Origin of the sequence: Oxynema mangrovii CENA135, from assembly GCF_016632315.1 — a bacterium.
Classification (GTDB): Bacteria; Cyanobacteriota; Cyanobacteriia; order Cyanobacteriales; family Laspinemataceae; genus Oxynema; species Oxynema aestuarii.
Map to the genome: position 1 here is coordinate 2,508,301 of NZ_JAEOXH010000001.1, position 22,882 is coordinate 2,531,182.

The 22,882-nt window shown below is 51.0% G+C and carries 19 protein-coding genes; 13 read left to right on the forward strand and 6 right to left on the reverse strand.

Going from position 1 to position 22,882, the window contains the following annotated elements; translation table 11 throughout:
- Positions 1-872: 872 nt before the first annotated feature.
- Together JJD41_RS09890 and JJD41_RS09895 are read left to right on the forward strand one after the other, a co-directional pair.
- The gene (locus JJD41_RS09890) at positions 873-4,136 is read left to right on the forward strand and encodes a DEAD/DEAH box helicase (protein WP_200665769.1); all 3,264 of its coding nucleotides are present in this window, start codon (positions 873-875) and stop codon (positions 4,134-4,136) included.
- Between the two features lie 73 nt (positions 4,137-4,209).
- A complete protein-coding gene (locus JJD41_RS09895) occupies positions 4,210-5,037 on the forward strand; it encodes an SWIM zinc finger family protein (RefSeq protein WP_200665770.1) in 828 nt (275 codons plus the stop codon).
- Positions 5,038-5,079: 42 nt separating this feature from the next.
- Here the strand turns inward: JJD41_RS09895 and JJD41_RS09900 are convergent, their stop codons facing one another.
- The 5 genes from JJD41_RS09900 to JJD41_RS09920 form a co-directional block, all read right to left on the reverse strand.
- Positions 5,080-6,282 carry an FtsW/RodA/SpoVE family cell cycle protein gene (locus JJD41_RS09900; RefSeq protein WP_200665771.1) on the reverse strand — a complete coding sequence of 401 codons (1,203 nt, stop codon included), beginning with the start codon at positions 6,280-6,282 and terminating at the stop codon, positions 5,080-5,082.
- 198 nt (positions 6,283-6,480) lie between these two features.
- Positions 6,481-6,684: a phycobilisome linker polypeptide gene (locus tag JJD41_RS09905; RefSeq protein ID WP_168569726.1), complete on the reverse strand. Its 204-nt coding sequence runs from the start codon at positions 6,682-6,684 to the stop codon at positions 6,481-6,483.
- Between the two features lie 217 nt (positions 6,685-6,901).
- The gene (apcB, locus tag JJD41_RS09910) at positions 6,902-7,387 is read right to left on the reverse strand and encodes an allophycocyanin subunit beta (protein ID WP_168569727.1); all 486 of its coding nucleotides are present in this window, start codon (positions 7,385-7,387) and stop codon (positions 6,902-6,904) included.
- A gap of 92 nt (positions 7,388-7,479) precedes the next feature.
- Positions 7,480-7,965 (reverse strand): allophycocyanin subunit alpha, encoded by a 486-nt coding sequence (gene apcA / locus JJD41_RS09915; RefSeq protein WP_168569728.1) that lies wholly within the window; start codon positions 7,963-7,965, stop codon positions 7,480-7,482.
- A 925-nt stretch (positions 7,966-8,890) separates the two neighbouring features.
- Positions 8,891-12,121 carry a phycobilisome rod-core linker polypeptide gene (locus JJD41_RS09920; RefSeq protein ID WP_200665772.1) on the reverse strand — a complete coding sequence of 1,077 codons (3,231 nt, stop codon included), beginning with the start codon at positions 12,119-12,121 and terminating at the stop codon, positions 8,891-8,893.
- Positions 12,122-12,579: 458 nt separating this feature from the next.
- On the opposite strand from JJD41_RS09920, the gene JJD41_RS09925 reads away from it, so the two are divergent.
- The 10 genes from JJD41_RS09925 (at position 12,580) to JJD41_RS09970 (ending at position 21,805) form a co-directional block, all read left to right on the forward strand.
- The gene (locus JJD41_RS09925; protein WP_200665773.1) at positions 12,580-13,776 is read left to right on the forward strand and encodes a class I SAM-dependent methyltransferase; all 1,197 of its coding nucleotides are present in this window, start codon (positions 12,580-12,582) and stop codon (positions 13,774-13,776) included.
- Between the two features lie 256 nt (positions 13,777-14,032).
- Positions 14,033-14,476: an ATP synthase subunit I gene (locus tag JJD41_RS09930; protein ID WP_370583779.1), complete on the forward strand. Its 444-nt coding sequence runs from the start codon at positions 14,033-14,035 to the stop codon at positions 14,474-14,476.
- A 54-nt stretch (positions 14,477-14,530) separates the two neighbouring features.
- The gene (atpB, locus tag JJD41_RS09935; protein ID WP_168569731.1) at positions 14,531-15,286 is read left to right on the forward strand and encodes a F0F1 ATP synthase subunit A; all 756 of its coding nucleotides are present in this window, start codon (positions 14,531-14,533) and stop codon (positions 15,284-15,286) included.
- Between the two features lie 158 nt (positions 15,287-15,444).
- Positions 15,445-15,690, forward strand: coding sequence for an ATP synthase F0 subunit C (gene atpE, locus JJD41_RS09940; protein WP_168569732.1), 246 nt, complete (start codon positions 15,445-15,447; stop codon positions 15,688-15,690).
- Between the two features lie 118 nt (positions 15,691-15,808).
- Positions 15,809-16,294: a F0F1 ATP synthase subunit B' gene (locus JJD41_RS09945; protein ID WP_168569733.1), complete on the forward strand. Its 486-nt coding sequence runs from the start codon at positions 15,809-15,811 to the stop codon at positions 16,292-16,294.
- Between the two features lie 105 nt (positions 16,295-16,399).
- Complete coding sequence (locus JJD41_RS09950; RefSeq protein ID WP_200665774.1) at positions 16,400-16,939, forward strand: F0F1 ATP synthase subunit B; 540 nt, start codon at positions 16,400-16,402, stop codon at positions 16,937-16,939.
- Complete coding sequence (gene atpH / locus JJD41_RS09955) at positions 16,936-17,487, forward strand: ATP synthase F1 subunit delta (RefSeq protein WP_200665775.1); 552 nt, start codon at positions 16,936-16,938, stop codon at positions 17,485-17,487. The genes JJD41_RS09950 and atpH overlap by 4 nt, the downstream gene beginning before the upstream one ends.
- A 125-nt stretch (positions 17,488-17,612) precedes the next feature.
- Complete coding sequence (gene atpA, locus JJD41_RS09960; protein WP_200665776.1) at positions 17,613-19,130, forward strand: F0F1 ATP synthase subunit alpha; 1,518 nt, start codon at positions 17,613-17,615, stop codon at positions 19,128-19,130.
- Positions 19,131-19,307: 177 nt separating this feature from the next.
- Positions 19,308-20,261 carry a F0F1 ATP synthase subunit gamma gene (locus tag JJD41_RS09965; protein ID WP_200665777.1) on the forward strand — a complete coding sequence of 318 codons (954 nt, stop codon included), beginning with the start codon at positions 19,308-19,310 and terminating at the stop codon, positions 20,259-20,261.
- A 341-nt stretch (positions 20,262-20,602) separates the two neighbouring features.
- On the forward strand, positions 20,603-21,805 hold the full coding sequence (locus tag JJD41_RS09970) for an adenylate/guanylate cyclase domain-containing protein (protein WP_200665778.1): 1,203 nt from the start codon (positions 20,603-20,605) through the stop codon (positions 21,803-21,805).
- Positions 21,806-21,925: 120 nt separating this feature from the next.
- Here the strand turns inward: JJD41_RS09970 and JJD41_RS09975 are convergent, their stop codons facing one another.
- The gene (locus tag JJD41_RS09975; RefSeq protein ID WP_200665779.1) at positions 21,926-22,351 is read right to left on the reverse strand and encodes a hypothetical protein; all 426 of its coding nucleotides are present in this window, start codon (positions 22,349-22,351) and stop codon (positions 21,926-21,928) included.
- A gap of 331 nt (positions 22,352-22,682) precedes the next feature.
- Here JJD41_RS09975 and JJD41_RS09980 point away from each other — a divergent pair, with 331 nt between their 5' ends.
- Complete coding sequence (locus JJD41_RS09980) at positions 22,683-22,853, forward strand: hypothetical protein (protein WP_200667367.1); 171 nt, start codon at positions 22,683-22,685, stop codon at positions 22,851-22,853.
- The last annotated feature ends 29 nt before the right edge of the window (positions 22,854-22,882 follow it).

Sequence of the window (22,882 nt, forward strand, 5' to 3'; positions counted from 1 at the left end):
TTGCCTATTACTCACTTTTTCTGTCTGTGGCAATCGTAACATTGATAAACTCCGATTGCCGCCCCTGCCCGGACGGGCTGCACCCTGGCGCGCCGATCGCCGCCGATGGTTTCTATTTTTCGATCGGAGATCGTCAAATGCTATAATCTCTACCTAGACCTCGATCGCTCTCGGTTAGTTTTTGCGAGCCGTTGCCGAGCTGACAAACCCGGTGTGACGGGTTTAATATGGCGGTTTTGCCTTAGAGAACGGTAAGGTTTGAGGTTTTCCCGGAGTGAGTAGCATTTTGTTCGATCGCGATTCCCCTCTTTGCTCTTCACGGTTGCGATCGCCTTCTATCGCCCGAATTTCTTTTCTATCAAACTCCATCGAACGGTTGTTTTCGGCGATTTACCTGGCAATTGAGTCATTTTACCATTGTTGTTTTTCGGATAACTAATCAGCAATAAAATTGTCAATGTATTCTCCGGAAAGCGGGCGATCGTAATTTGAATTGAAGGAAGCGCCGAAAATTGGCAAAAAGTTAAATTATGGGATAATTAATGGCCATTTTTTGATAAAAAAAGTGGATAGATTGTTAAACATCAAAACTTTTATGACTGAAACAATCAGTCGAGGATCGCCGGATCGAGAGACGGTAGGTTCTCCGGTAAAAAACGAAACGTGAAACGGGTTCCCTTGCGGTCGTTGCGGGTCAAGTCAATCGGGAAGAGCTGACAAGAACCTCTGACCGTCGCGGCGAGCGATCGCGGGATTCACCGGATTTTTCTTAATTTTATTCAAACTTGACTCTGTTTCAAATAGTCATTCGCGATCGGTTCAATTCTGATGCAGGTGTGTATTCTAAGTAGGTTTCGAGAGAGTTAAAAGGCATGGCGATTTTACACGGAAGTTGGTTACAAAATCCCTCAACCACCGCTACCGATCGCGGGGGAGACTTGTTCCTGTGGGGAGAAACCTGGCGTCGCGTTGACGAGGGCGACAACGACGAAGCCACGACGATCGCCCCCCATCCTTTAGCCATGACTGCCGACGAATTGAGCGCCTGGTTGGATGAATTACATCAGGGCGATCGCCTGCATTGGAGCCTCCCAGAAGCGGCTAAACGGGGCAGAAACACGGCCAAAAAGGCAAAAACGACAAAAAACCCTAAAAACAACGATTCTCCCTGGCAATGGCGAGCGATCGCCCTACCCAGCCATTACGACGACCACGGCAAACCGATTCCCGTTCACTCCGCCGCCGTCGCCGACAGCGACGCCCTCCTCCTCCATCCCTGGTTCGTAGAAGGGTTATGCCTCACCCCGACCGAAGCGATGCAATTTTTATCCGCCCTCCCCCTGGGTACCGTCGCCACCGACAACTCCTTTTTAGGCGCCGATTTGCGCTTTTGGTCCCACGTGGCGCGTTGGGTGTGGGATTTACTCGCACGCTGCAAATTCTTACCCGGTCTCGACCGTCAACTCGAAGGGAAGGCGATCTCCCAATGGCTACCCCTCCTCGACAGTAACCGCGATCGCGATCGCCTCAACCACTTTGCCCGCCAAATGCCCCTCGCCTGTCGGACTTACCAGGGCCAGCGCCCCGATTCCGTCCTCGCCGTAGACTTTCCCCAAGAACCGCGCCCCTTACTGCGCCACTGCTTGCAGCAAATCCTCGATCGCCAGATCCGCCAAGGAAGCGACCCCGCCAGCTTAGCGCCCCTCGCTTCCCCCGTCCGCGAATGGTTGCACGCTTTGTGCGATTCCACCCCGACCGTCGCCGCCGAACCCGACGCCATCCAACAACTCGAACGAGTTTTAGAAACCTGGATCGCCCCAGTCAAGCATCATTTAGGAACCGAACAAGAATTTCGCGCCTGTTTCACCTTAGAACCGCCGACCCCACCCGCCAAAACTTGGCAGTTGAAATATGGACTGCAAGCGGCGGACGAACCGGAGTGGACCGTCGATGCGAGTGCAGTCTGGGATCGACCTGTGGAACAATTAATCGAAGACGGACGGGCGATCGTTCATCCCCAAGAAACCCTCCTCGCCGGATTGGGGTTAGCCTGTCGCCTCTACCCCCATCTCGAACCGAGTTTAGACGGTCCGCGCCCGGAATCCTGTTCCCTCACCGCGATCGAAGCTTACCAGTTTATTAAATCCGTGGCGTGGCGCCTCCAAGAAAACGGTTTAGGCGTCATTTTACCGCCGAATTTGAGTCACGAAAACGGTTGGGCCAGTCGTCTCGGTTTGGCCGTTCGCGCCGAAAAACCCAAAACCAAAACGGGAAGTTTGGGATTGCAGAGTTTACTTAATTTTAAATGGGAATTAACCATCGGCGGTCAGCGAATTTCTAAAGCCGAATTCGAGAAATTAGTGGCTTTAGATTCGCCCTTAGTCGAAATTCATGGGGAATGGGTCGAATTGCGCGATCGCGACATCCGCGCCGCCCAAACCTTCTTTAAAGCCCGCAAAGATAAACTTTCACTCTCTTTAGAAGATGCCCTACGCCTGTCCACAGGCGACACCCAAACCATCGAACAACTTCCCGTCGTCAACTTTGAATCGAGCGGACAACTCGAAGAATTACTCAATACTTTAACGGACAATCGCACCTTAGAAGAAATCGACGCCCCCGATAATTTTAAAGGTCAATTGCGACCCTACCAAGCCCGAGGAGTCGGTTGGTTGCGCTTCTTGCAACAGTGGGGGTTGGGCGCTTGTCTCGCCGACGATATGGGATTGGGAAAAACCATCGAAACGATCGCCTTTCTCCAATATCTCAAACAAGAACGAGAACTCGAACATCCGGTGTTACTCGTCTGTCCCACTTCGGTATTAGGAAACTGGGAACGAGAAGTCAAACGATTTGCACCGGATTTAAGCACTTGCGTCCATCACGGCGACAAGCGCCCGAAAGGTAAAAATCTGGCGAAAACTGTCAAAAACTGCGATATCGTCATTACTAGCTATCCTCTGATCTATCGCGATGAAAAAGACCTCAAGGCGATCGCGTGGCAAGGGGTGATTTTAGACGAAGCCCAAAATATTAAAAATCCCGACGCCAAACAGTCGAAAGCGGTGCGGGAAATTGCCGAAGCTTCTAGCCAACCTTTTCGCGTTGGCTTAACCGGAACCCCCGTAGAAAATCGCCTGCAAGAACTCTGGTCAATTATGGATTTTCTCAATCCCGGGTATTTGGGGGCAAAAGCCTTTTTTCAGCGTCGTTTTGCCATTCCAATCGAGAAATATGGCGATACTGACTCTCTCCAAACCTTGCGATCGCTCGTCCGTCCTTTTATCTTACGTCGCTTAAAAACTGACAAAGATATTATTCAAGACCTCCCCGAAAAACAAGAGATGCCCGTCTTTTGCGGACTCTCGACACAACAGGCTAAACTGTATCAGAAAATAGTCGATGAATCTCTCGCTAAAATTGAAGCATCCGACGGGATTCAACGGCGGGGAATTATTTTGGCGTTGTTGGTTAAATTAAAACAATTGTGCAACCATCCTGTTTTAATTGACGGCAAGGGTAAAAAGGGTAAGGCTAAAAGCAATAAGTCTCAAGAAATGGTCGAAGAATTGGGACAGTCTTCTGGCAAATTGAAACGTCTAGAAGAGATGATCGATGAAGTTTTATCGGAAGGCGATCGCGCTTTAATCTTTACCCAATTTGCTGAATGGGGAAAACTGTTACAACCCTATTTACAAGCAAAATTCAATCGCGAGATCTTATTTCTGTACGGGTCTACCCGCAAGCAACAACGGGAAGAAATGGTCGATCGCTTCCAACACGACCCCCAAGGGCCGCCGATTATGATTTTATCTTTAAAAGCTGGAGGAGTCGGACTCAATTTAACCCGCGCCAATCACGTTTTTCATTTCGATCGCTGGTGGAATCCTGCGGTAGAAAATCAAGCTACAGACCGGGTATTTCGTATCGGTCAAAAACGTAACGTGCAAGTTCACAAGTTCGTTTGTAGTGGAACTTTAGAAGAAAAAATACACGATTTAATTGAAAGTAAAAAAGCATTGGCGGAACAAGTCGTCGGCGCGGGCGAACAGTGGCTGACCGAGCTCGATACCGATGGATTGAGAAACTTATTAGTTCTCGATCGCAATGCGGTCATGGAAGAAGAGGAGGACTAAGTTATTCCGAATTGCAAGCATAATTGTTGTCCGCTTCGGTACTCCTGAGTTATCCAATGAAGTCGAACGAATCATGAATAAAGAAGAATTAACGAATGAAACTGAATGGTGGTTGCAACAGTGGCTAGAATTGATTAATTCTTACCGCTTTAAAAAGCGCTTGGAACGCGCCCGCAATTATGCCAGACAGGGGAATGTTTTAAGCATTGAGTTTCAAGAAGGAAAGGCGATCGCCCGCGTTCAAGGAACCGAACCGGAACCCTATCAAGTTTCGTTATGGCTGGATCCGCTTACCGATGAAGAGTGGGGATACGCGATCGAAACGCTGTCCCAGCGCGCTATTTTTTCGGCAAAATTACTGGCGGGAGAAATGCCGAAAAATATTGAAGAAGTGTTTGCTGCGAATGGGTTGCGTTTATTTCCGTTTACGTTAGATGAAGTGCGATCGCGCTGTAGTTGTCCGGATAAAGCGAATCCGTGCAAACATATTGCAGCCGTTTATTATTTGTTGGGCGATCGCTTTAGCGAAGATCCGTTTATTTTATTGCAATTGCGCGGCAGAACGAAGGAACAAATTCTCGCCGCTTTGCGCCAACAAAGAGAAATTGATACTCGGGAATCGGAAACGGGCGATCGCTCCGATGCTGCGGTGCAAAAGTCCCCAAATATGGCCCGTCAAACGAGGGTGAATTTAAAGCAGTTTTGGGATTACGAGGACGCTTTAGATTCGAGTCTAGTCGTGATTGCGCCGTCCCCGAGTAGCGAAACCGTGTTAGAGGTTTTAGGTCCAATTCCCTTACAACCGAGTGCGGCGGGTCGCGCATTGATGGAAACGTTGAATGGTCTTTATGGAACTATCGGACAACAGGCGATCGTGGCTGCGTTAAATCGCGCAGGATGAGGGGAATTGGGATTTTAGATGTTAGATTTTAGATGTTAGATTTTAGATTTTAGATGCAGTTGACGATCTGCGGCTTCGGCGAGGGCGCCGGGAGGGGCGATCGCCAATGGCGACAACTTCCGCTTGGGCGTTCTCTCTCGCAACCCGAATTAACATCCCCGCACACATCAAACTGGCAATCATCGAACTCCCCCCATAACTAAATAAGGGGAACGGCAATCCCGTCGTCGGTAAGGCGCCCGTGGCGACCCCAATATTGAGCAACGATTGACCGACCATCACCACCATCACGCCAATGGCTACCAGTTGATGGACGCGCTGTCGGGCTTTGAAGGCGACCATTAACGCTAATGTGGCATAAGTCACCAGCATCAACAGCAATAAAGCACTGCCGATAAAGCCGAATTCTTCGGCGAACACGGCAAAAATAAAATCCGTGAATTGAATCGGTAAATAGAGCAGTTTTTGTTGTGACAAACCGAACCCGGTTCCCGTGGAACCCCCAGACCCGACGGCGAGCAAACTTTGGATGAGCTGGTAACCGTCGCCGTAACGATCTTTCCAGGGGTTGAGAAACGCCAAAACCCGGCGGCGTTGGTATTCCCGAAAGGTCATGCTGAGGATGGCGAGTAAAACCCCGCTTCCGGCAGTCATCCCCAGATATTTCAAGCGCAAACCGGAGGCGAGGGCGATCGCCCACAGACTAATCCCACATAACGCCGTGGTACTCAAGTTCGGTTGTAGCAAAATTCCGAACAGCATCAGCGCAAAAATCACCAGCCAAATTGCGCGGGTTGCCCACCGCAGGCGGTTCCACTGACCGAAAATGCGCGCCGCTTGCAAAATTAAGAATGGTTTGATCAATTCTGACGGCTGAATCGGAATCGGTCCGACTTTTAACCAGCGCGTCGCCCCGTTAACTGTCGTTCCCAAACCGGGAACCAGAGTTAATAAAATTAAGGTGAGTAAAATGAGAACGAACCAATCGGCCATCCCTTGGATGTAGCGCAAGGGAGAATAGACCAAAATGTTAAAGCCGATTAAACCGACAAGAACCCAAATCAGTTGTCGTTTTAAGTAATAGAAGCCGTCGCCAAAGTCTGCATTGGCCATCGGATAGGAGGCGGAAACGAGAACGGCTAAACCGACAAACAACCATAAAAAGGTCAGCCAGCGCAGCAGTCGGGCTTCCGTGGCCCATTCCCGAACGGCGGGGTCAAAAATGGGAATCAGTAAGCGTTGCATTCAGGGCAGGGGGGTGGCTCGAATCACCATCAGTATAGCGAGATGGATTGGCCGTTTCACCCAATCCCAGGATCGATCTCAGGATTTTCAACCCCCATTCTCAACACCAAAAGATTCAAAACAAAAAGAGGCCCTAGTGACCCCTTTTGTTTGATTTCCAGCGCTTCGGGCGCCTTCTAACCGAAATTTTCTCTAAAACTAGAGCAAGCCCGTGTTCGTTCCTGCTTTCCCCGTGGCCAATTCGACTTTAACGATTTTGCCACCCATTTTCATGATGCGTTGTTGCTCGGTAAACCAGTTGTCATAAGGAACGAGCTTGGTGAAATAGGTGTTTTGCAATTCTCGTTGAGTCCGAATCCGAGTTTGGCTGGGAACGCAAGCCGTGACTTTGAACATTCTCATGGGCTTCTCTCTCCTTCTTTCGAGGTGGGAATAATGGATTATCTGAAGTAGGCTATCAATATTTAAGCCAGGGAGTCGAGAGTCAATACTAGATCGTTAAAACTCATCGTGTCGCTTGAACGAGCCTTTGACGAGCTAGCACTCACTCCTGACTTCCCTGACTTCAGGATAAGCGAGACAGCGCTACGAACTCATCGTAAAGCTGTCAGGGCAGTATCTAGCTCAAGCCAGAGCAGATGTAGTCGAAGTAAACGCCCATTTCTTTTCCGGCGTCGGCACCCACCAATCCGGCGGTGACTTCTTTCATGGCTTGGATGGCTTGGACGGTAGCACCGATGGGCACACCCAAGGAGTTGTAGGTTTCTTTCAGCCCGTTGAGCACGCGCTCGTCGAGGATGGAAGGATCGCCAGCCAGCATGGCGTAGGTGGCGTAGCGGAGGTAGTAGTCGAGGTCGCGGATGCAAGCCGCATAGCGACGGGTGGTGTACATGTTGCCACCGGGACGGGTGACATCGGAGTACAGCAGGGATTTGGCAACGGCTTCCTTGACGATGGTCGCGGCGTTGGCGCTGATGGTGGTCGCGGCACGAACGCGCAATTCGCCCGTTTGGAAGTAACCTTTGAGTTTGTCTAAGGCGCTGGAGTCGAGGTACTTACCTTGAACGTCAGAGGCGTTGATTACTGCGGTAATTGCGTCTTGCATGTTTTGTGATTCCTTTTACTTCGTAGTCGGTGGATTTTTGGTGTTGATGCGAATCAGAGTTTACGCGGGTAAGAGGTTACGCGAGTAAAACTCTACTGCATGGCACCAATCACGTAATCGAAGTAGGCGCTAGCTTCAGCAGCATCTTCAGCCGAGAGCAGGCCACTGGCAACGTTTTTCATGGCGCGAACGCCTTCGGCGACGGCTTCGATGGGGGTGCCGAGAGATTTGTACATTTCACGGACGCCAACGATTCCGATCTCTTCGATGGGGGTGACATCACCGGAAACCACACCGTAGGTGATCAGGCGCAGGTAGTAGTCGAGGTCGCGCAGGCAGGTCGCGGTCATTTCTTCGCCGTAAGCGTTGCCGCCGGGGGAGACGACATCGGGACGCTTTTGGAAGAGTTGGTCGCCAGCTTGCTTGACGATGCGCTCGCGAGATTCGCTCAGAACTTGGGCGATGCGGACGCGACGATCGCCAGTGGTGACGAAGGCTTTGATTCGATCTAACTCACCGGGGCTGAGGTAACGGGCCTCGGCGTCGGCATTCACGATGGACTTCGTGACAATACTCATTAATTACTTCCTCCAACAGAGAATTTAGTCCAGATGTTTGCTCAATCTGGTTTTTGCAAGTCGCCAGGTCTTGAATCTTAAGTATTTCTACTTCATCGACCCGGTTGAGAGGTTTAACTCTCTCGCCGAGTCAGCCCAGCCGTCCCTCAAGTCATTCTATAGGGAACGCGATCGAAAAAATACTATAGACTCTGACGACTTCCTGCAAATACGGATATTTTGCAGCATGACCTTTACACTGTCTGCGATCGCTTAATAGTTTGTAACAAAAATCCTCATTTTCAAGGAAGTTTCTTACAATTCTCGCATCCTGTAGATTTCGGGATTTTTGTCAAGGGATAATTTACAATCTGTAAATTTTTTTCAAAATTATCTTGAAAGTCCCTTGTCGGGATCTCCCGTGGGGATCCCTGGGGGCGATCGCCCTTCGACCTGGCGCCGGGGCAGAGGCGATCGCCGTTCCTGTCTCGATAACGAGCAGTACAAGATAACTCCAACCCCAGATCTTTGAAAAACCTGCGATCGCCGATCTTGAATGAAAGATGCACTTTAAAAATAGTTTTTAAAAGTTTTTTTATCTTGTAAAAATTGATGTATTTTATATTTTTTTAAATAAAAAATAGCGCTCCTAAATCAGTGAAAACCATAAAAAAATACAAGTTCAACCCGATTCGATCCTGGATTCAGTCCGAGTTCGCTGGGTAGATTCCCATTTCCTCGGCAATGATAGCTTAAGTGAGTTGACTATTGAAAAAGGCGATCGCCGCTATTCAATAAAAACCCTTCTAAAATCTCAAATCCCCAATCTAAAATCTAAAATAAAAATCCCCGATCGCCCATCAGGGAAATCGGGGACAAGACACCTCAAGATTAAAAGGCGATCGCCTTAAGATCGATTAAGGGCGATCGCCTCGCCTACAACAAACTAGGAACGCTTGTAAGGCACCATTTCCTCGCCGAAATAGCGGACATACTCCGCACTCTCGACGATCGCCGTAACCGTCGCTTCCAGTCCTTCGCGGGAGAGCAGCTCCTCGTACTGGGCCATTTCCGGCGTAGCTGGGGTGCGACCCAACAAATGACGGCAGAGCAATTCAGCCGCTTTCGGAGCCGGATACGGCGTGCAGAAACGCGCCTCATACGCCGGAGAACTCGCCAGCGCGCGCACGAAAGCGCGAACCGAAAGCTCGCCGCCGAGCAATTGTGCCTCTAAATCCGGGCGACGGAATTGCTCCGGAATCTCTTCCGTATAAATATCCATCACCTGACGGTAAATCGCCGCGATCGCGCGTTCTTTCGCCGCTTGCGAACTATCCGCACTGACGCGCTCGATCCGAGCCACCGCCACCGAACCTTGAGGACGAACCGCCGTTCCATTCACCGAACGACCGACTTCGACCACCTCGCGGGCGCGAGTTTCCGAAATTAACGGCGCCTCCTGACCGCTCACACTGGGTTTGACAGGCTCGAAACTCGGCACCACCAAATCGCGATTTTGTTTCGTGAGCTGGTTGTAAAGTTTCTCCGTATTCGGGAAATTCGCCGCCGGAAGCGTCGGGAAGCGGCGGTAAGGCACCACATCCTCATTAAACGCCTGCAGGTACTCCATACTGTTGACCATCGCGCTCACGAAACCGCGAATCCCTTGCGAGGCCAAAATCTGGTTGTACTTGCGGATTTCCGGTTGATTGAGGGGAGCGCGACCCAAGAAATGCTTGGTCCCGAGTTCGATCACCTTCGTATTCGGATAAGGGGTGTAGAACTCTTTGATGTAGAGATTCGAGCAACCCAAACCTTCCACAAACTCCTTGACGGTAATTTCGCCATTGCTGAGTTTGCTTTCCAGGACGCTGAACTCGTTCTTGATGATATAGGGGTTGAGGTCGCGCTCGAAGATTTGACGGTAAGCCGCTTGAATGAGCAATTGAACCGCCACCTTGTCGGCGAGAGTGGTGAGTTTGAACACCTTCGTCTGTTCGCGACGCTTGCGAACCCCTTGAGCCAGACGGGACTTGACATCGGCCACATTGCGCGACTCGACTTGACCCAACTCGATAAAGCGTTGGGTGGTTTCCGGCTCGACTTTGAGGTTGCGATCGCCGATACTGCCGACGCGCAGCGATCGTAGGGCCTGACCCGCCGGAGTCAAATAGCGCTCGTAAGGAATCGTATCTTCCCCGAACGCCTCCTCGTACTCCTTAGAATCGATAATCGCGTCAACCAAAGCATAGAAGCCTTTCTTAGCGCAAATATCGAAATAGGCATTAATTTCCTGGCGCCCGTAGGTCGGACGACCCAACAGCCGACGGTGGATGTACTCGATCGCCTTACACACGTACAGCGAAGTCCAGTACAACTTGCGGAACACGTCGGATTTCGCCAGCATCCGCACGAACTCGCGAAGCGTAATCTCGCCGTTTTCCAGCTTGATTTCGGCTACCTTCTGGCGCTGACCGTCGTACACGTCCCGACCGAACACCTGACGGTAAGCCGCCGCGATTATCTTCTGAGTCGAGCTTTCCGAATAGCGGACGCTCTCCCCTTGAACCGTCGGACGACCGCGCTTACCGTATTGAACCGTCGCCGTCGGCACCTGATCCAACTTGAACACCTTGGCGCCGAGGGAACCCGGAGCCTTGCCGCGCGCGCGCGGATTGCTCAACTGGTTGTCGATCCCGGCTCCGCGATGGATGAGGATGCGACGGGTATCTTTGCCGAAGGGGGCCGGACGGTTTTTCGGATTGCGGGTTTCTTTCGGGAAGATCGCCCCGAACTGGATTTCGAGGGGATCGTTGCCCACGCCGTAAGGATGTTGGTCCGGCAGGGGACGCACGTAATCCGCAAACAAGGTGATAAACTGCGGCACCTTGCGGAAGGGAGCGCTGTAATTAAACAGGTCGATTTGCGGACCCCAGTTGCGGCACTCTTGGGCTTCTTGACCCAAACCGCGCAGGTAGGGTACCGTTTCTTCGCCGAAGTAATCCGAGTATTCCTGAGAATCGACCAAGGCATTGACTAAGGCATTTAAGCCGCCTGCCGAGACGATCGCGAAATACTTATTAAACTCCTCGCGGCTGCTAATCCCGCGTCCGAGGAAGTGACGGAACGCCAATTCAACCACGCGGCTGTTGACGTAGCGATCGTGGAATTGCTGGCGATACAACGGCGATTTACCCAAACGACGGATAAACTCCTTCATGGAGATATCGCCATTTTTGACCTTGGATTCCAAATCCGAAATCGCCAAACTGTAAGCGCGGGTAATATCGCGCTCGAACACTTGGCGGTAAGCCGCTTTGACCACTTCGATTTTTTCCAACGCCGACAGTCCCGGCTTCATTACGAATTTGGGACGGCGTTCGGCGGCGTTGAAGTAAATTTGCGGTAGCGCCAAACCTTGTTGGTCGATGCTTTGGCGCTGGCGTTGCTTGGCCGAGGGGGTCGGCGCCTTGAATTCGGAAATTAAGACGTCGAAATACTCGGCAACGACGGTTCTAGCTTCGTTATCTTGTTTGAAATAGCTCAAACCCGCCTGTTTCATCTCTTGCAGCGCCACGATCGTCGCCGCCGAAGAACAGGCATTTTCGATAATTTCGCGCAGACCGCGCACGTTGACGGCGATGATATTCGGATCGCCCGCAACGATCGCGTAGGTCAGATAGCGCAGGAACCAACTCAAATCCCGCAGGGACTTGGTCATGTTCGCCGGACCGTAACGGGAAATATTAATCGGCTGGAACCCTGCCGGGGCCGGACCGCCGCCCGCGCTGAACACGCCGCGCAGCCCTTCAAAGAAACCCGTTTTGGTTTCGACGTAGGTCACGGTTCCCAATTTCATCCCTTCTCGGGTGTCCATCCCGCTTCCCGTCGTCACTGCGGTGACGGGTTCTTTGGGTTTTTCCAAGAAGGACATCGGCGAACCGCCCGTGAAAATGCGGTTGGCCGCGCGCGAGACGATCGATTCCGAGTTGCTGGTTAACGTCTCGGCAATCTCCAGGCGCTTGGTACCGGATTTGAAATAGGTTTGCAGTTCGCCCAGTTCGCTATTGCCGAGGAAGCGGTCTTGCTGTTCGGCTTGCGAAATCGTGGCAACAGGTACGGTTTGATATAGTTGCGGACGCGCAACTGAGCTTCCACCACTTGCCTTTACAGTCATTGGATTTCAAAAGCTCCCAATAGAATCTCCATTTCGGGCATCTGCGTGAGGATGCCTCTTTATACTTGACGCTTAGTGCGGATTGGCCAAATGAGGAAGGATGCAAATGGGAATCGCGGCTCTTGCTCCGACTCAAGGAGAACTTTCCAATCTAGGGTACGATGATTGGGAGTTCGGGGCGGGCCGTCGTTTTCCTCGATTTTTGCGAATCTTCCTCAACTCACTCTACGAGTTCGATCGGCGTAGTCTTTAGATTAGAACGATTCGGTATCACCCCCCACAATTGTTAAAAAGTATGTAGAATTTTCGCGGTTGAGTTACGGCGTCATCATATTGGATTCCGGCACTCATCTGAGAAAAAAGATAAGTTTTGTTACGTTTATCGCCTTAACGATGTCATTTGGTAAATCTTAATGACAATCGAGGGGTGGATTTGCAATCGTCGGCAGTTGGGAAAGATGCAAGAGTCTCAAGAAATTACCTCAGCCGTGCAACGGCTTTACGATACCTATCCGTTTCCTCCAGAAGCCTTGTTGGACGAGCCGCCACCGGGGTATAACTGGCGCTGGAATTGGCCCGTGGCTCATGCATTCTGCACGGGGAGAAAGCCCGATCGCCCGAATGCCCGGATTCTGGATGCGGGTTGCGGGACGGGAGTGGGGACGGAATATTTGGTCCATCTCAATCCCGAGGCTCGGGTCACGGGGATCGATCTGAGTGCGGGGGCGCTGTCGGTGGCACGAGAACGCTGCCAGCGCTCGGGTGGGGGCGATCGCGTCGAGTTCCATCACCTCAGTTTGTACGATGTCGGCCAGCTTGAGGGGGAATTCGACTTGATTAACTGCGTCGGCGTGTTGCACCACTTACCGGATCCGATCGCGGGAATTCGCGCCCTGTCGCCGAAATTGGCTCCCGGGGGCATCATGCACGTGTTTGTCTACGGCGAGTTGGGCCGTTGGGAAATTCGCCTGATGCAACAGGCGATCGCCCTGTTACAAGGGGACAAACGCGGCGACTACACCGACGGGGTGGCCCTCGGTCGCCGGGTGTTTGAAGTGCTCCCGGAGCATAACCGTCTGGTGAAGCGGGAGAAGGAACGCTGGTCTTTGGAAAATCGACGGGATGCTAATTTTGCCGATATGTATTTGCACCCGCAGGAAATTGACTACAACGTCGAGACCCTGTTCGAGTTGATCGAGGCGTCGGGATTGGAGTTCGTCGGGTTTTCCAATCCGGAGTTTTGGAGTGTAGAGCGCTTGTTGGGTAAGGCGCCGGAGTTGTTAGAGCGGGCTGGGTCGTTGGGCGATCGCGACCGCTACCGCCTGATCGAGTTATTGGATCCGGAAGTGACCCATTACGAGTTTTTCCTCGCCCGTCCCCCGTTCGTCAAGACCGATTGGAGCGACGAAGGAGCTTTAGCGCGAGCCCGGGTCGAGTTGAGTCCCTGTTTGCAAGGTTGGCCCTCTCAAGAGCTGTTCGATTACAACTACAACATCGTCCGCTTGTCCGAGGCGGAGTACGAATTTATGAGCGCTTGTGCCAAGGCGCCGACGCCGCCGACGGTAGGTGAGGTTCTCGATCGGGTGAAGCTGGATTGCGAGGGGGTGCGATCGCTCCAACGCCGTCAGTTGGTGTTGTTGGCGGCGGCGAGCTAGGGCGACGGGGAGCGGCGATCGGGTTGGAGAGGGAAAGGGGAAAAACAAGCGCAATTTGTCAAGCAATAGCTGGGAAAGTTGGCAAATTTTATGCCAATCTAACCGGGGCGATCGCCGTTCTCAAAAGCCAGATTGAAAACTTGAAAAAAACGGCTTTCGGGTCGAAGTATTTTTTAAGTAATGTTACCGCCGCGTGATATGATTCGTTTTGGCCTGTTCCGTACAGGTCAACGATCTGGCGCCAACTAAACGAGCCGTGAACTTGTCCGATCCCCATCGAGAAACTACACCGGAAGCCGAGCCGACCCCTTCTTCGGAGTCTACTGAGTCGGCGCGGGATACGTCCATGCAAGAGTATTACCAACTCAAGCAGCAACTGTTGCTGTGGACCGTTGGGATTACCGTGGTGGTGTTTATTTCCGTATGGCTGGCCTACTCCCTCGACGTCGCTTTGAATTATGCGATCGGGGCGTGCACAGGTGTGGTTTACTTGAGAATGTTGGCGAAAGACGTGGAGCGAATTGGATCTGAGAAACGGCGTCCGAGTCAAAACCGACTGGCGTTGTTTATTGGGTTGGTAGTCATTGCCACCCAATGGGATCGGTTACAGCTCTTGCCCGTTTTTTTGGGATTTTTGACCTATAAAGCGGCGCTCCTCGTCTACATGCTTCAAACGACCCTCCTGCCTGACTCCAAATAGGTATAGGTAAAGGTCAACTTGTACACCTCAACTCCCTCTGGGGAATACCCCTGAATGGACATGCTAGAGGTCATTAACACCTTAAATTATGGTCTTCTCGCGGAGTTGGAAGTTGGTCATCATCTTTACTGGCAGTTAGGCAATCTTAAAGTACACGGACAGGTGTTTTTAACGTCCTGGTTCGTGATTGCCTTGCTAGTGATCGTGTCCGTCTTGGCGACTCGGAACGTCCAAAGAGTTCCGAGTGGAATGCAAAACTTGATGGAATACGCGCTGGAATTTATCCGGGATCTGGCCAAAAACCAAATCGGCGAGAAAGAGTATCGACCGTGGGTGCCATTTATCGGCACTTTATTTCTGTTCATCTTTGTTTCTAATTGGTCGGGAGCCTTAGTTCCTTGGAAGCTCATCGAGCTGCCTGCGGGAGAATTGGCCGCGCCGACCAGCGACATCAATACGACAGTGGCGCTGGCCTTGCTTTCGTCCTTAGCGTATTTTTATGCGGGACTGAGCAAGAGAGGCTTGGGTTACTTTGCCAAGTATGTCGAGCCGACGCCGATTTTGCTGCCGATCAATATTCTGGAAGATTTTACCAAGCCACTTTCCCTGAGTTTCCGTCTATTTGGAAACATTTTGGCTGACGAACTGGTGGTGGCAGTGTTCGTGCTGCTCGTTCCCTTGTTCATCCCCCTTCCGGTGATGATTTTGGGATTGTTTACCAGTGCGATTCAGGCGTTGATCTTTGCCACTTTGGCGGCAGCCTATATTGGTGAAGCGATGGAAGGACACGGCGGCGAACATCACGAGTGATTCTGCCGTATTATTAGTGTCCGAAAAGACTTAAATTGGGAATTTGGGATGGTTGAAAGAAAGCCGGGGCGATCGCCTCGTTCGACCTTCAACCCTCAAAACGCGCTCGTGTTTTTTTGAAGTTGTTACTTTTGCACTTGTAGGGAAGGAAAAGCATCATGGATTCTTTAATTGCTGCTGCTTCGGTTGTTGCTGCTGCTCTGGCTGTCGGTCTCGCGGCGATCGGTCCTGGAATCGGTCAAGGTAATGCGGCAGGACAAGCGGTTGAAGGGATTGCCCGCCAGCCGGAAGCCGAAGGCAAAATTCGCGGCACCTTGTTGTTGAGCTTGGCCTTCATGGAAGCGTTAACGATTTACGGTTTGGTGGTTGCCCTCGTGCTGCTGTTTGCCAACCCGTTCGCTTAATCAGATTTCCCCCTTTTCTTTGTAGAGACGTGAGGTTTCGCGTCTCTACAAAATTTCACTCTTAATTTTGTTGTCGTCAAGCAAAGCGAACCCAATCGGTAGAGGGTAGCGATTTTTTATGACGCACTGGACAATCCTATTAGCAGTAGAAAAAACGGCAGAAGGTGGCTTGTTTGACTTTGATGCCACCTTGCCTTTAATGGCCCTACAATTTGTGATTTTAGCGGCCATCCTCAACGCCGTCTTTTACAAGCCCCTGAGCAATGCAATTGACGGACGTAGCGACTACATTCGCTCGAACCAACAAGAGGCCCGAGAACGCTTGGCGAAAGCCGAAAATCTGGCAAGGGAGTACGAGCAAGCCCTAGCGAGCAGCCGCAAGAAAGCTCAAGAAATTATTGCCCAAGCTCAGGCCGAAGCGCAAAAAATTTCAGCCGACAAAATTGCTGCGGCTCAGCAAGAAGCTCAAGCTCAGCGCGAAGAAGCCCAGAAAGAACTCGATCGGCAAAAACAGGAAGCCTTGAACTCGTTAGAGCAACAAGTCGATACCTTAAGTCGCCAGATTCTCGAAAAACTCTTAGGCTCCGAGCTAGTTAATAGTTAGGGGAGAAAGATTTCAACTTTTATTAGTTAGTATTTTTTCCTCTAACTACTCACGGCATTGAGACCGAAAACTGGATAAAGTTAAGGAAGTTATCGATTGAGTATCATGGGGACTTTTTGGTTGCTGGCTTCGGCCCACGAAGCGGCTTCGGAAGGAGGTTTTGGTTTAAACCTAGACTTTTTTGAGACGAATGTCATTAACTTGGCGATCGTCATCGGTTTGTTGTTCTATTTGGGTCAAAAAGTTCTGGGCAACATTTTGGCGCAACGACGGGCCGAGATCGAAGAGGCGATCGCCGATGCCGAACGACGTCAGAAGGAAGCGGCGGCTCAACTAGCCGATCGCGAACAGAAACTCGCGCAAGCTCAAGCCCAAGCCGAACAGATTAAGGCACAAGCGGCACAACAGGCCGAAAAAGCCAGAGAAGCGATCTTAGCGCAAGCCGAGAAAGATTTGGAACGGCTCAAAGCGGAAGCGGGCAAAGACCTGAGCGCCGCCCAAGAACGGGCGATCGCCGAACTGCGCCAGCGCGTGACGGTTATGGCTCTCGAACGGGCTGAAAGCCAACTCAAAACGCAACTCGACGAAGGCAAACAGCAAAAGCTGATTGACAACAGTATTGCGATGCTCGGAGGGAGTCGATGAGTATTATACAAGCCCAAATTCTAGAGCCTTACGCCCAAGCCCTGATGTCGGTGGCGCAAGCGAACGACGCGACCGAGCAAATTGGCGAGGACATGCGATCGCTCAAAGCCTTGTTGGAAACCTCCGACGAACTCAAGCAGTTGTTGGAAAATCCGTTTGTCAAAAACGAGGATAAAAAAGCGATTCTCCGACAAATTGGCGGGGAAGATCTCCAACATTTTACCCGCAACTTTTTGATGTTGTTGGTCGATCGCGGACGCATCATTTTCCTCGAAGGCATTTGCGCGCAATACCTCAACCTGCTACGCAAATTAAACCAAACGGTTCTGGCCGAAGTCACCTCTGCGGTGGAACTCTCGTCAGACCAGCAGCAGGCGGTACGCGATCGCGTCAAATCCATGACCGACGCCCGCAATGTCGAAATTGAAACGAAAATCGACCCCGAACTGATCGGGGGTGTGATTATCAAAGTCGGCTCCCAGGTCATTGATGCAAGCCTGCGGGGTCAACTGCGCCGGATAGGGGTGCGCCTGAGTAGCGCCACATAACGATCTGCTTTTTCGTTGATGGTTGAGCGCTGTTTACGTCTTGGGTCGTCTGCTCAGCTCGACCCTCAACCCCCGACAGCAAACAATCAACGGTGAACGTCGATAACTAATATCAAACAACTGCCATGATCAGCATCAGACCGGACGAAATTAGCAATATTATTCGCCAGCAAATCGAGCAGTACGACCAAGACGTCAAAGTCTCCAATGTCGGAACCGTGCTGCAAGTCGGTGACGGAATCGCCCGTATCTACGGCTTGGAACAAGCCATGGCGGGGGAACTGCTCGAATTTGAAGACGGCACCGTCGGAATCGCCCTCAACTTGGAAGAAGACAACGTTGGGGCGGTGTTGATGGGTGACGGCTACAACATCCAAGAAGGATCGAACGTCACCTCCACCGGAAAAATCGCGCAAGTCCCCGTCGGCGAAGCGATGCTCGGTCGCGTCGTCGATGCGTTGGGTCGTCCCCTCGACGGTAAAGGCGACATCAACACCAGCGAAAGCCGCTTGATCGAATCTCCCGCCCCCGGAATTATCGCCCGCCGTTCGGTGTGCGAACCGATGCAAACCGGGATTACGGCGATCGACTCGATGATTCCGATCGGACGCGGACAACGGGAATTGATCATCGGCGACCGTCAGACCGGAAAAACGGCGATCGCGATCGACACGATCATCAACCAAAAAGATGAAGATGTCGTTTGCGTGTACGTGGCGATCGGCCAAAAAGCCTCGACGATCGCCCAAGTCCTCGGCACCCTGCAAGAAAAAGGCGCCATGGACTACACGATCATCGTCGCGGCGAACGCCAACGACCCGGCGACCCTGCAATACCTCGCTCCCTACACCGGAGCCAGCTTGGCCGAATACTTCATGTATAACGGCAAGCACACCCTGGTCGTTTACGACGATCTCTCCAAACAAGCGCAAGCTTACCGTCAAATGTCCCTGCTGCTGCGTCGTCCCCCCGGTCGCGAAGCTTATCCGGGAGACGTGTTCTACTTACACTCCCGCTTGCTCGAACGGGCCGCGAAACTCAACGACGAACTCGGCGGCGGGAGTATGACGGCCCTGCCGATCATCGAAACCCAAGCGGGTGACGTCTCGGCGTACATCCCCACCAACGTGATTTCGATTACCGACGGTCAGATCTTCCTGTCTTCCGACCTGTTCAACTCCGGTCTGCGTCCGGCGGTGAACGCCGGGATTTCCGTGTCCCGGGTCGGTTCGGCAGCGCAAACTAAAGCGATGAAGAAAGTCGCCGGGAAAGTGAAACTGGAACTGGCCCAGTTCGCCGAACTCGAAGCATTTGCTCAGTTCGCCTCGGACTTAGATCAGGCCACCCAGCAACAGTTAGCGCGCGGTCAGCGCTTGCGCGAACTGTTGAAACAACCCCAGAATTCGCCGTTGTCGGTCCAAGAACAGGTCGCGGTCATTTATGCCGGGATTAACGGTTATCTCGATGACGTTCCTGTCGATAAGGTGACGGCGTTCACGAAGGGCCTGCGCGAGTACCTGAAAACCAGCAAGCCCAAGTACGTCGAACTGATCCAAAGCACCAAGAAGCTGGAAGAAGAAGCGGAAAACCTGCTCAAAGAAGGCATTACCGAATTCAAACAATCCTTCATGGCGACTGCGTAAACAGCCGTCTGGGGACGTCGGGGAGCGATTAATGCGCTCCTGCGGGCTTCTCCGTCGTGAAGTGAGTGTCAGGAATTCGCTTCAACTCGCCAGTTCGACTACAGAAATCAGAAGCGGCGCCAACTCGTCCGACTTCTGATTTCTGAGTGAAGGAATTGTGAATTCTGGGGAAATATTATGGCAAATCTCAAAGCGATTCGCGATCGCATTTCATCGGTTAAAAATACCAAAAAGATTACAGAAGCGATGCGCTTGGTGGCGGCGGCGAAAGTCCGTCGCGCTCAAGAGCAGGTACTCGGAACTCGTCCGTTTGCCGATCGCCTCGCCCAAGTGCTTTACGGTTTGCAGTCCCGCCTTCGCTTTGAAGATGTGGACTTGCCCCTGTTAAAAAAACGGGAGGTTCAAACGGTCGGTTTACTGGTCGTCACGGGCGATCGCGGCTTGTGCGGCGGCTACAACACCAACATCATCAAACGGGCGGAAGCGCGCGCTGCCGAACTCAAAGGGGAAGGACTCGATTACAAATACATCTTGGTCGGACGCAAGGCGACTCAATATTTCAAACGTCGCAACGCGCCCATCGAAGCCAATTATACCGGACTCGAACAAATCCCGACGGCGAAGGAAGCATCGGAAATTGCCGACGAACTTCTCTCTTTGTTCCTGTCCGAAACTGTGGATCGCGTCGAACTTGTTTATACTAAGTTTGTCTCGCTGATCAGTTCCAAACCCGTGGTTCAAACCTTGCTCCCCCTCGACCCGCAAGGGTTGGAAGCCTCCGACGACGAAATCTTCCGCCTGACGACCCGAGGCGGCAGTTTCCAAGTCGAACGGGAAAAAGTAACCTCCCCTTCGCCGCAAAGCTTCCCTCGGGACATGATCTTCGAGCAAGATCCCACCCAAATTTTGGATGCTTTGTTGCCGTTGTACCTCAACAATCAGTTGTTGCGCGCCCTGCAAGAAGCTGCAGCGAGCGAATTGGCGGCGCGGATGACGGCGATGAACAACGCCAGCGACAACGCCAGCGAGTTGATCGGGACGTTGACGCTGACCTATAACAAAGCCCGACAAGCGGCAATTACTCAAGAGATTCTCGAAGTGGTCGGCGGTGCGGAAGCACTGGAAAGTTAGATCGCTTTTCGTTGACTTTTCTTTTGTTTTATTTTTATGTTTTTCTCAAGCCCGATCGCGATCGGGCTTTTTTTGTAGGCAAACATGCGATCGCCGCAGCTTCTTTTTCAGGCTGATGAACCGCGATCGCCTCTATTTCTCCGTGGAATTTTAAGTTATAAAAGAATTAGTCGATCTCCAAGTTTTAGCCGTTACATTCGACCGTGCGATCTCGATCGCGGACTCGATCTCAATCCGCACTTAGGGGCGATCTCTAGACTTCAAGTGAGCCAGTGAGTTCGCCATCGCCAGAATAGATCCCTAACAACCCCATCCAACTCAGCGTTAGGAGATGGTGTGCCATGCCTCTATCAACCGCTCCAATGGATCGTAACGCCCTCAAAAAAATTCTGATTCTAGCGGCTTATGTTTCTCGGTCCGAGAGCTTGAACCTCGATCGCCAACAGCAAGAACTCGAACGGGGTTTGCAACGCACTTGCAGGCACGATCGCTTTGAAATCCTGACCGAATCAGCCTTTCATCCCGATGACTGGCGCCGCGCCCTGCTCGATGACGAACCTCATATCGTTCATTTTCTCGGACGTGGAATAGAAATTGACGGCTTGGCGTTTGAAGAAAAAGGCGCTCGGATTCGCCTCGTCAATGCGGCATCTTTAGGACATTTGTTCGAGTTATTTCGCAGTCGCATCGAATGCGTGTTGCTCGACGGTTGCTACAGTAAGATTCAGGCAGAAGCGATCGCCCGACACATTCCCTATACCATCGGGATCGATCGCGGGATTGGCGATCGTGTCGCCGTCGATTTTGCCGTGAACTTTTACGACGAAATCGGTTCCGGGCGATCGATAGAAAAAGCTTACGATTTCGCTTGTCAGGCGATCGCCGATCGCGGCATTTCCCGACAGTCCATCCCCCTATTCAAACGACAAGAACGAGCATTTTCCAACAGTGGCGATCGTCGCGCCGTATCCGATGCTTCCCAAGCGGGTAAAGTCCAAAATATACCCGCCTCCGGATCGTTAATGTCCCTCGCGCACAGCAGCACCCTCGCCGCGATCGTCTTTACCGATGTCGTCGATTCTACCGAACATATGGTCGCTAACGAGCGCCAGACCCTCGAATTACTCGATCGCGACTTGAGCTTCATTCGAGAAGTCGCCCAATGCTTTGACGGGCGCGTTCTCAAATCCATGGGAGATGGATTACTACTTTATTTTGACAGTGCGGTTAAAGCCGTAGCTTGCGCTCAAAAAATTCAAATCGCTTTTAGCAAAGCTGCCAATAAATTACCCCGCGATCGGGTTTTGCAACACCGCATCGGTATCCACGTTGGAGAAGTCTTTTTTAGTGGGAACGACGTTCTCGGAACGGGAGTTAATGTAGCCGCTCGTTTGCAAGGAAAAGCACGCCCGGGCGGTATCTGTCTTTCTCAAATTGTCTATCAAGTCGTTTGCCGTCACTTAGACCTCAAAATCGAGTGCATCGGTTCTCAATATTTAAAAGGAATTCCAGATGCAATAACTTTATATCAAATCAACCCTTGAAGCGAATTCTCTCCCATATTAATTGATTTTTAAAATCTAGAAATCCTTGCTTTTACAAGCAAAACTAGAATATAGCAGCATCTTAATAAAAATGCCTAAAAGCTCTAACATAATTCGTAATTAAATCAAGTATTCCGGATCGTTGGTATGGCGTTGATGCCATTCTAAATCGAATTGTTTCAAATTTGCTTCCGTATCATTGCCATGCCAAACTTCCAGGGTAAAATGCCAGTCTTCATCCCCGGCGGGATCGATTTCGTTGGCGGTCAAAATTTCGAGAAAGTTTTCTAAATTTTGTAATGCTTCTCGGATTTGGTCTTTGGTTAATTTACCGGGATAAAGGTCTCGTTCGGTCAGGTTTTCAAGAATATGAAGCTTGGTGCGAACGACGAGTTTGTTTTCGCTTTGCCAAGTGACGGTAATTTGCAAAATATCCCCATCGGTACATTCGTGATTCGCATAAGTGAGCAATGCTTCAAAAAGACGCTTAACGCGAACTCGAACGCTGGGATAGTAGGTTTTTTCCTCTTCCGGTAAGCTCGTCACGATGCTAACTCAATTTTTTCAATATAATCGCTTTTATTAAGTTATAAAATTTGGCCTAATGGTCTGTTAACATTATAAAAGCATGGCTCAATTTTAAGTAATTTTGTACCGAAATTTTAAAAATTAACCCTTAAAAAATCAGAGAAAAGCAAATTGAGTTTGTTTTTCAAAGGAAGTAACGATCGCCCTCGGGAAGCGACGACAAACTTAAGGGATAAATGTAAAAATCGCAGTTTCAAATGTGATAAATTTACACGATAAAATACAATATAAAATACAAGATAAACGCTCAACTCTAAACGATCTTCCCATTCACTTTATCGCGCTGGCTATGAAATCGATCGCCCCGGATGAATTTAAGTATTTAATTCGTAAAACGGTGACTTACCTCGAATTTCACAATGACGATTCGGCAAAAGAAATTGCAGCCCAATGGCGGCATATTTTAGCACAAATTCACCAGATCGAACAGCAACAACGACAACATAAAAGGCGATCGTAAACACTGAGTCTTTCCCAGAGAATCACCCC

Coding starts and splice junctions, on each gene's coding strand:
- JJD41_RS09890 (WP_200665769.1), top strand. CDS start 873: ATGGCGATTTTACACGGAAGTTGGTTACAAAATCCCTCAACCACCGCT.
- JJD41_RS09895 (WP_200665770.1), top strand. CDS start 4,210: ATGAATAAAGAAGAATTAACGAATGAAACTGAATGGTGGTTGCAACAG.
- JJD41_RS09900 (WP_200665771.1), bottom strand. CDS start 6,282: ATGCAACGCTTACTGATTCCCATTTTTGACCCCGCCGTTCGGGAATGG.
- JJD41_RS09905 (WP_168569726.1), bottom strand. CDS start 6,684: ATGAGAATGTTCAAAGTCACGGCTTGCGTTCCCAGCCAAACTCGGATT.
- apcB (WP_168569727.1), bottom strand. CDS start 7,387: ATGCAAGACGCAATTACCGCAGTAATCAACGCCTCTGACGTTCAAGGT.
- apcA (WP_168569728.1), bottom strand. CDS start 7,965: ATGAGTATTGTCACGAAGTCCATCGTGAATGCCGACGCCGAGGCCCGT.
- JJD41_RS09920 (WP_200665772.1), bottom strand. CDS start 12,121: ATGACTGTAAAGGCAAGTGGTGGAAGCTCAGTTGCGCGTCCGCAACTA.
- JJD41_RS09925 (WP_200665773.1), top strand. CDS start 12,580: ATGCAAGAGTCTCAAGAAATTACCTCAGCCGTGCAACGGCTTTACGAT.
- atpB (WP_168569731.1), top strand. CDS start 14,531: ATGGACATGCTAGAGGTCATTAACACCTTAAATTATGGTCTTCTCGCG.
- atpE (WP_168569732.1), top strand. CDS start 15,445: ATGGATTCTTTAATTGCTGCTGCTTCGGTTGTTGCTGCTGCTCTGGCT.
- JJD41_RS09945 (WP_168569733.1), top strand. CDS start 15,809: ATGACGCACTGGACAATCCTATTAGCAGTAGAAAAAACGGCAGAAGGT.
- JJD41_RS09950 (WP_200665774.1), top strand. CDS start 16,400: ATGGGGACTTTTTGGTTGCTGGCTTCGGCCCACGAAGCGGCTTCGGAA.
- atpH (WP_200665775.1), top strand. CDS start 16,936: ATGAGTATTATACAAGCCCAAATTCTAGAGCCTTACGCCCAAGCCCTG.
- atpA (WP_200665776.1), top strand. CDS start 17,613: ATGATCAGCATCAGACCGGACGAAATTAGCAATATTATTCGCCAGCAA.
- JJD41_RS09965 (WP_200665777.1), top strand. CDS start 19,308: ATGGCAAATCTCAAAGCGATTCGCGATCGCATTTCATCGGTTAAAAAT.
- JJD41_RS09970 (WP_200665778.1), top strand. CDS start 20,603: ATGCCTCTATCAACCGCTCCAATGGATCGTAACGCCCTCAAAAAAATT.
- JJD41_RS09980 (WP_200667367.1), top strand. CDS start 22,683: ATGAAATCGATCGCCCCGGATGAATTTAAGTATTTAATTCGTAAAACG.